This is a genomic window from Bacillus sp. CGMCC 1.16541 (genome assembly GCF_003184905.1).
Taxonomy (GTDB): Bacteria; Bacillota; Bacilli; order Bacillales; family Bacillaceae_H; genus Priestia.
In genome coordinates this window covers 1-7,982 of sequence record NZ_QFRU01000049.1, presented here as the reverse complement: position 1 = coordinate 7,982, position 7,982 = coordinate 1, and the positions used below count along the sequence as shown (strand labels likewise).

Sequence of the window (7,982 nt, the reverse complement as noted above, 5' to 3'; positions counted from 1 at the left end):
GACGCAAGCCCCCACTTCAAACAGCTCGCAAGAGCGTTAAGTGGCGGGTAGTTGACTGATTCGCTGAAGAAGGAAATGTACAAACCCAATGGAATAGAAGATATAGTTGAGGAGTGGTAGTGATATTTAGATAAACTTGTCAGCGGAAACATAAGCTTTGTAGCAAAAGAAATGGTCAAATAAAACCACCAGCAACGAACAAATGTTGGTGGTTTTTCTAATCTATCCTTCCTGTCTACCCCCTGTCTTTTTACCCAAAAAAGCTCATCCCTCACGTTTCATCTGTAAAAATCTAACTGTATTCGTTAAAATTAGGATAGACATTTGAAGCGTTCATTCCTTTCAAGGAGGACTTAGAATATGATGGTAATCAATTCAAAAACGTTGCTTTGCACAGTAGGAATTTCATTAATACTTGGAGGATGCTCTGATATGAACAGTACGAATATGAATCAAGAGAGTAAACCAGTAACCGAAACACAAGCTGCATCGTCTGAAGAGCCGATGGTAAGTGTACAGGATTACAAAGGAGAAGGGTACGCACTTCCGTATGGGAACGAAACGGATAAAATGGCGGACGAACATCTTCCGCAAATTGAAGAAGCAGCTACCACATTTTTTAAAGAAACATATAAGACAGACGTAATTGTACATAACGTTGTGGGAGCTAAAGATGGAGCTACGGTATTTGTGGAGTCCAAAGGTGAACCTCATTTTTATACGTATGCGGTTGTGCCAATTGATGTAAAAGAAAAGCAAGTGAAAACGGATGAGATATGGGCAGATGAATTTCAGGTAGAAAACGCAATAAAAGGCGGATTGTATGCGATGATTTTCAAAGATGAATTTAAAAACCTCGATCGTTACCTTCAATCGCTAGCAAAAGAAGGACAAGTAACAGGGAAAACCGAAGAAGCGCTCCAAAACGTGGGAGGGCAAGGGTTTATGACGCCTTATTATTTTATCTCAATGACAAGTAAAGAAGAGGCAATTAAACCTGTGTATGAACGTTACATTCGTAATCCTGATGAACGTGTCGAGAATTTACGAGATGCGTACGATGAAAATCAGTTTAACTCAAATAACTTCAATATAACGATTCAATTTTTTATGGGTGACAAAAAGGCAGAACCAAATAAAGAACTATTCAATCGAGTTGTAAAAGACCTTGAAGAGATGGCATCTATTCCTAAAGGGTCTTATAGCGTTTTTCTTAATGATCATTTCATTGATAAGCAAAGTGGTGATGGAACGAAAGATAATTCATTAGAACGTTCGTTTCCAGATTATATAATAAAACAGTAAAGCAGGTGAATAAAATGAACACACATAAGGATTCACCAACAATTTCTAAAGATAGTACAGCTCATAATCATAAAGATTTAGTAGAACTAGCAGGTTTGCATGCTTATATGTACCCAAAAGAACAAGATGTTCTTTTGGTTAATGGTATTGATTATCGAGTTGTACATGCTCACTATACAGACCCAACCGGCCTCGATGCGATGACGGTTGTGAACATGGAAACGAAAGAGATTTCGATTGTGTATGTGGGGACGGATGCGCATGGAACATATGGAAAGCAGGATATTCTGACGGATGCTCAGCTATTAAGTGATTTAACGCTTCCTCAGTTAACGGCTGCACAAGAATACTATACCGAGATGAATGAGAAGTACGCCAGTGTCGGCGGTGTTTCGTCTGTGGCTGGAAACTCTCTTGGTGGGGGCTTAGCGGGAGCGGTTGGGGTGGCAAACCCTGATGTCACAGCTGTGACCCTTAACCCTGCACTTTTACCAGATGGAATGATGGACCCTGCGAAAACGTATGACAACGTGACGAACTATTTTAGTAGTTATGATGTACTGACGCAAACATTGATTGCGTTAAAGCTCGATCACCGCATTCCGGGTAAACATTATGAAATTTTTAATGGAATTCCTGGATTTGAACACCTGGCAACGAATCACACTGGCTACTTAAAAGAAAAAGATGGTCGTCAATATTATGAAATTGGTGAAGTGGGACAGCCTGGGTACGGGAAAATTTACATTGATGCCGACGCTCATATCGTCTCAAGCATTTGGACAGGTGCGCCACTTTATGGGGGCTATTCAGAGCGCATTGAGATTAATAAAGAAAACTTAGAGCTCCTTGCTTCGTCGCTGCAAACACATGTGGTCGAGCGATTGAATTTAGCGCATGAGTACCTTGGGAATTCCGTTGCCATTGTCGATGATGAAGCGAGTCGTTACTACGAACGTTTGACGCGACTTCAACAGATTTTTCAAGACATGTTTGAAAACCTCGTAAGTGAACCGTTATTTGCGGGGATTACGTCACTGAGTAACCGGTTAGCCGCTGAAATTGAACACTTAGTGTCACTCGTTAACTTAGCCGAAAGTCGTGCTCAGTCGTTGAATGCACTTCTTAACTCACCACCGGCTGAACTCGTTGAACATCTTTTACGAGTGAATGTGAGTGCGGAAAGCTTATTTGGAAATGCATTTAGTGAGGTACGTGGCTTTTTAAATGATGTGCGAGCGGACGTGCAAGACCTTTCAAGAACGCTTATTACGGTCATGTCTGATAAAATTCCAGAGCTGTTTGAAGGCGGAAAAGAGATGTGGTATGACGCGGTTGTGAGTGAGTTAAATGCACATTACAACATCGTCAACAGCAACCGAGATACATTGCTTTCTCATATTGGAGAATACGAGAAACAAGTAAAAGACGTTGCTTCGGCGTTTTATGAGCGAGATCACGCGTTAGGGCAGTCGATTAAAACAAGGTTCTCACAGCTAAACGAGGTATCGGTTCAAGGTACTAACGCGTACCAATTAGAAGACTCTCCGTATATGGAGCTAAAAATGAAAATCAAAGACATTCAAATGGATACGGCTTATACTGCGTTTACCATTTCGACACAAACATTGATTTTACCGATTTTAGCAAGGTTACAACAAATGGTGTTGAGTACAGAAGTTGCACTCGAATTGTTGTCAGGTGCGATTAAACAAGCAGCGAACTTTGCCTTAGACTACACCATTCCTGGTAAGCTAATCGGCTTATTTTCAGATTACGATGATGAAATTAGGCAGGCAGTTGCCAGTGCCCTTGAGCCATTAGATGAATTAGCAGGGACGGTTGAAGGAATTCGAAAAGGGTTAACTGGGTTGATTGTCGGATACCCGACACTTCTTGATAACTTTAGACCGTACGTCCAAACCGCTCTTTTCAACAACAGCGGCTATTACAACGTTCACCTCTACAACGTGGCATCGATTGCGATTTTAAAAGAGATGGAAATGCTGTTTGATGACGTCGTGTATCAACTAGGCGACCACAAAGCAGGAGCGATTCAAGCACTCTGTGAAGTGTCGCAAAAAGTAAAAAGCAACATGGGTGTGTTGCATGAACAGGTAAATCGCGGGACGATTTAGGAACCGAGCTGTGGGCTGAGCTCGGTTTTTTTTGTGGGCTGACAAGAAAAAGAACCACCCAAAAAGGTGGTTCTCCCCCAATCTCTACCCTCGCTCTAACACCTTCACCAACATGTCATGAACGACTTCGTGGTCGCGTGGGTCGTGGAGGCGGTATTCGTCGCCTGGTAGGTGGTACCATTCGGCTGCGCCTACGTAGGTGATGGCGAGTGTAAGGACACCGTTGTCATCGCACGTGGTACGCAATTCGAGTTCGCCACTGATGACGCCGACTTCAGCGGTCATGACGCCGTGTGTGGCAGTGAAGATGGACGATTTTTGTTCCATGGTGATGACTCCTTTCGGTTATGAAATACTTAGACTATGACTATGACGACACTTAGTACGAGCAGCTATTCAGCATGCCTTGTAGAGCTGTTTTTTCTGATGATTGAAGACTTAAATTCCAGTTGTATTTTGTGTTAATCCACCATTTTGCATACGCACACTTTGCACCTGTACGCGTTGGTTGCCATGTAGATGGATCTTGGTCACCTTTTGAGCGGTTTGCGCTAGCTGTAACAGCGATAAGTTGTGGACCGTTTAAATCATTCGCAAATTGCTTACGTTGTTCCGTCGTCCATGTGTTAGCACCTGAACGCCACGCTTCGGCTAACGGAACGATGTGATCGATATCAATTTCAGAAGGGGAGTATACGGTCACACCATCAAAGTAACTATACCACTTACCAGACGTAACAGGGCAATTGCCACTATAATAATCTGCATCGCGTTGAAGCACGATTTGGCGTGTATCACATCCATTTCCTTGACTAATCCAGTGAGGAAATTGCTCTCGCGAATACCCTGTCATCGAACCTTCTGTTTTGACAGTGAGCGAGTCTAGTTGTGATTGAGCAGCAGATTTAGACGGTGTGCCAGGCGGAAGTGCCGAGGCAGTTGGAAGATCAGAAAGAAACGTAGTAAGGGACAACACAAACGCAAAAACAAGCAACATTGATTTTTTCAGCATAATAGCCTCCTGTATGGTTGGTTTGTATATCAACACCTTTGTAAAAAAGATGTTCATAAAGAGTGGATCTTTCTTAAGAACGTGAGTGAGAGTGAACGGAAGGAGCAACCTAAAGGGGAAACTCAACTTAACTCGCTATGTCTGACATCGCAGTCGTTCTCACAAAAACAGCTCAACTTGTCGTGTGTTTCTATTAAAATCATAGTACAAGAATGAATTTTTTAACAAGTTAAAATGATGTAAAAAATTATCCTACGAAAGCAATATCTTTCTTTTCATTGAAGCAGTCGGACAAGCCCACGCTAAAGCCATTGCCACCTTCCTAGATGCAACAGCCATTCCTACATCAAACGCTGAACTAGACAAAGCGACACAATGGGCGAAGAAAACCGGCATTTCAAATGGAGAACGACTGACTGAACCACTAACGCGCGCACAAGGCATTGTCATGCTGTATCGGTTTTTTCGGAAGTAACGAAAAAGAAGAGGCTAGGACATAAGTGTTTCAGTCGATAAAATGAGGCTGACTCAAAAGGTTGAATAAATTCGATCTGAGAGTCGCCTCTTTTTTTGATTAGAAAACAAGTTTAAAAGAATAGTGGAGCGAAATGGAATGAACTTGTTGTTGTAACATCACGATGACAGAAACGGTATTGTTCGTTTTTGAGAAGGAATCATTTCGTTATGTCCCACTCTCTTCTTTTTTTTGGTCGTTCTTTTTAAAAAAGAGTGTGGTTCTGACATTGAGTTCGTGAAAGAGAACTTGTTCAAGAACAGTGGAGGCTCACTGCCCACCACTAGTTAAAACGAACAACGTGTAAGGGGCAATTTGTTTTTCGTAAGAAGACTTACCTCCGTCACATAGACCAATAAAACAGTAAATCTTTTCAGAATGACCAAAAAGAGTCAATCTATCGTGCTATTGTAGGAAGGGAATTAGTCGTTACATGCTAACATGATGTAAAAAGTTGTAAAAAGCAGGAAATGAGGTCTGAAAAGTTCGTGAATCGAGATCAATAAATAGTAGAATAAAAAGCGGAGAGTAAAAAGAAAGAATAGTTATATTGGACTAATATATAGTTGGATACGTAATAGAAATGGCTTTAATCCTAGTGTTAAAAAGACTTAAAGACTAGTGATTTCCTGCTAGATGGAAAGGTGAAATGACAAGAAAGCGCTAACAATGTCGGAGTGAATGGATTCACCCTTATATTAGGGGCATTGTTTATCATTGCTTGGCAATTTTGGTAGTAATTTCATTGGAAATCACCTAACTTTCCTGTATATAATAGTGAAGTATTACAAAAACATTACAAAAGCTAGTGTTTTAGAATGAGTGATAATTTTATTATTTTGTAAAATGATTAATAATATTCTAATAAATGAAGAGTGACGAGTTTCGACAATATTAGTCATAGACAGACCAAAAAAGACTATGTTAACATTTTGAAGTCAGTAGGTCTTAGGTAATAGGAGTGAGAACATTGATTGATTTACATTGTCATATACTTCCGGGCTTAGACGATGGTGCTCAAACGAAAGAAGATGCACTAGAGATGGCTAAGCAAGCGGTAGCACAAGGGATACATACCATTATTGCGACACCTCATCATCAAAACCGCCAATATCAAAATGAGAAAAACGTAATCATTGAGAGAGTCAAAGAACTAAATGATTATTTCTCACAACACAATTTACCAATTACGATCTTACCAGGTCAAGAGCCACGCATTTATGGAGAACTTGTAGACGATTACAAAGCAGATCATATTTTATCACTAAACAATACAGGGAAATACGTCTTTATTGAATTTCCTTCTAGTCAAGTACCTCGGTATACAGATCAGTTGATATATGACCTTCAGTCACACCACCTAACACCTATCATTGTACACCCTGAACGAAACAGTCAGTTAATGGAAGCACCTGATTTGCTTTATCGCTTTGTTCAAAAAGGAGCACTGACGCAAATCACGGCATCGAGTGTCACAGGTCAATTTGGGAAAAAGATTCAAAAATTTACCCATCAATTAATAGATGCGAACCTCACTCATTTTGTTGCATCTGATGCACATAATGTGACAAGTCGAGGATTCAGTATGGAAGCAGCTTTTCAAGAAATTGAGAAGCAATACGGAATCGATTACGTTTACATGTTCCATGAAAATGCAGCATCCGTTGTCGATGGAAAAACATGTTTCATTGAATCACCACAACCAATAAAGCGAAAGAAGTTTCTAGGAATCTTCTAAGGATTGTTTGTCCCAAAAAGGCAAGCATCTCTTTTTTGTCTTTTTGGTTGGATAAATTTTGATACAAAGTTAAACAGTGAAAAAACTGGTGATGTCTCCTAACCATTATCAACGGAGATACTCGGCTATGCTGTGGGTAGATGAAGATTTACCTTAGACGCGCAAGTTGTCAATGGCATGGTGTGAGGGTGGGTTAGATGCCCGAACTTTTATAAGTGAATCTCTACGAAGCAGTTATTGAAAATAGTGGCTTCGTAGAGATTTACGCACGATCCAGTCATTCAACAGCAACCATATGTAAAGAAATAATAGAAAGAGAGAGGGGTTGGGATGCGCTACACGATCCAACAAAGCAGAAAAAAAGAATTTGATTTGTTGCCAAAATCGGTCAAACAAACCATTCGCTACATGAAGCAAGACGCCTCACCCGAGCAATTGCTTCGCATTCAAAAAATGATCAACACGACGATTACACATCGGTTACGAGAGATAGAGGGAGAAAGTAAAGACAGGCTTATTAAGTAAGACTGATTAAAAACAATACTTAAAAAGTAACGTTTAGTAAGAAAAGTAATATTGTGATTTTACTAGAGCCTGGTCGTAAAAAGTACAATGAAAAAAGCTAAGAGCATAAAAAATGTGAAGGGGAAAAGGTTGATGTCAAACGAAGAAAAGGAAAGATGGGTCTCCCTCTTACAGGAGGCATGCACAAAAGGAAGCGCCGAACACAACATGAACCTCACATCGTATATGCAGTTTTTGACGGAGCAAGTACAATCCTTACTACAAAGAGAGAACGAAACGGTTAATAAATAGAAGAAAGATAGAAACAAGGGGGAACTAAGTATGAACAAAGTACGCAAAGCCATCATCCCAGCGGCGGGACTAGGAACACGCTTCCTACCCGCCACAAAAGCAATGCCAAAAGAAATGTTACCAATCGTCGACAAGCCAACGATTCAATACATCGTTGAAGAAGCGATTGAGTCTGGCATTGAAGATATCATCATCGTAACCGGTAAAGGAAAACGCGCGATTGAAGATCACTTCGACAACTCATTCGAGTTAGAACAAAACTTAGTCGAAAAAGAAAAATACGACTTACTTGAAAAAGTACGTGAATCATCAAAAGTAGACATTCACTACATCCGTCAAAAAGACCCAAAAGGATTAGGTCATGCAGTATGGTGTGCACGTAAATTTATCGGCAACGAACCATTGTCAACAACGATTCAAATTTCCCCAATTTCAACGAAATGAAATTCCCCATTATGA

At 40.5% G+C, this 7,982-nt stretch carries 7 protein-coding genes and 1 pseudogene; 5 read left to right on the top strand and 3 right to left on the bottom strand.

The annotated features are described in order from the left end of the window. Nucleotides 1-360: 360 nt before the first annotated feature. Entirely contained in the window at nt 361-1,305 is a 945-nt protein-coding gene (locus tag DIS06_RS19775) for a DUF1672 family protein (protein WP_239422170.1), read from the top strand. Between the two features lie 14 nt (nt 1,306-1,319). Further along, on the top strand, nt 1,320-3,443 hold the full coding sequence (locus DIS06_RS19770) for an SA1320 family protein (RefSeq protein WP_110114955.1): 2,124 nt from the start codon (nt 1,320-1,322) through the stop codon (nt 3,441-3,443). Nucleotides 3,444-3,527: 84 nt separating this feature from the next. Here DIS06_RS19770 and DIS06_RS19765 read toward each other — a convergent pair whose 3' ends face one another. The 3 genes from DIS06_RS19765 to DIS06_RS20280 form a co-directional block, all read right to left on the bottom strand. Next, a complete protein-coding gene (locus DIS06_RS19765; RefSeq protein WP_110114954.1) occupies nt 3,528-3,770 on the bottom strand; it encodes a hypothetical protein in 243 nt (80 codons plus the stop codon). A gap of 52 nt (nt 3,771-3,822) precedes the next feature. Next, nucleotides 3,823-4,455, bottom strand: coding sequence for an HNH endonuclease family protein (locus DIS06_RS19760; RefSeq protein WP_110114953.1), 633 nt, complete (start codon nt 4,453-4,455; stop codon nt 3,823-3,825). A 252-nt stretch (nt 4,456-4,707) separates the two neighbouring features. Continuing rightward, nucleotides 4,708-4,899: a hypothetical protein gene (locus DIS06_RS20280; RefSeq protein ID WP_162596045.1), complete on the bottom strand. Its 192-nt coding sequence runs from the start codon at nt 4,897-4,899 to the stop codon at nt 4,708-4,710. A gap of 1,040 nt (nt 4,900-5,939) precedes the next feature. Here DIS06_RS20280 and DIS06_RS19755 point away from each other — a divergent pair. The 3 genes and pseudogenes from DIS06_RS19755 to DIS06_RS19745 all read left to right on the top strand — a co-directional run. Next, the gene (locus DIS06_RS19755; protein WP_110114952.1) at nt 5,940-6,707 is read left to right on the top strand and encodes a tyrosine-protein phosphatase; all 768 of its coding nucleotides are present in this window, start codon (nt 5,940-5,942) and stop codon (nt 6,705-6,707) included. A 330-nt stretch (nt 6,708-7,037) separates the two neighbouring features. Beyond that, nucleotides 7,038-7,232 (top strand): LytR family transcriptional regulator, encoded by a 195-nt coding sequence (locus DIS06_RS19750; RefSeq protein WP_110114951.1) that lies wholly within the window; start codon nt 7,038-7,040, stop codon nt 7,230-7,232. A 321-nt stretch (nt 7,233-7,553) separates the two neighbouring features. Beyond that, nucleotides 7,554-7,940: pseudogene (locus DIS06_RS19745) on the top strand (UTP--glucose-1-phosphate uridylyltransferase); the annotation flags it as partial. Nucleotides 7,941-7,982: the final 42 nt, after the last annotated feature.

Excerpts from the sequence above, each read along its gene's own strand:
- DIS06_RS19765 (WP_110114954.1), bottom strand. The coding sequence starts at position 3,770 with ATGGAACAAAAATCGTCCATCTTCACTGCCACACACGGCGTCATGACC.
- DIS06_RS19775 (WP_239422170.1), top strand. The coding sequence starts at position 361 with ATGATGGTAATCAATTCAAAAACGTTGCTTTGCACAGTAGGAATTTCA.
- DIS06_RS19760 (WP_110114953.1), bottom strand. The coding sequence starts at position 4,455 with ATGCTGAAAAAATCAATGTTGCTTGTTTTTGCGTTTGTGTTGTCCCTT.
- DIS06_RS19770 (WP_110114955.1), top strand. The coding sequence starts at position 1,320 with ATGAACACACATAAGGATTCACCAACAATTTCTAAAGATAGTACAGCT.
- DIS06_RS19750 (WP_110114951.1), top strand. The coding sequence starts at position 7,038 with ATGCGCTACACGATCCAACAAAGCAGAAAAAAAGAATTTGATTTGTTG.
- DIS06_RS20280 (WP_162596045.1), bottom strand. The coding sequence starts at position 4,899 with ATGCCTTGTGCGCGCGTTAGTGGTTCAGTCAGTCGTTCTCCATTTGAA.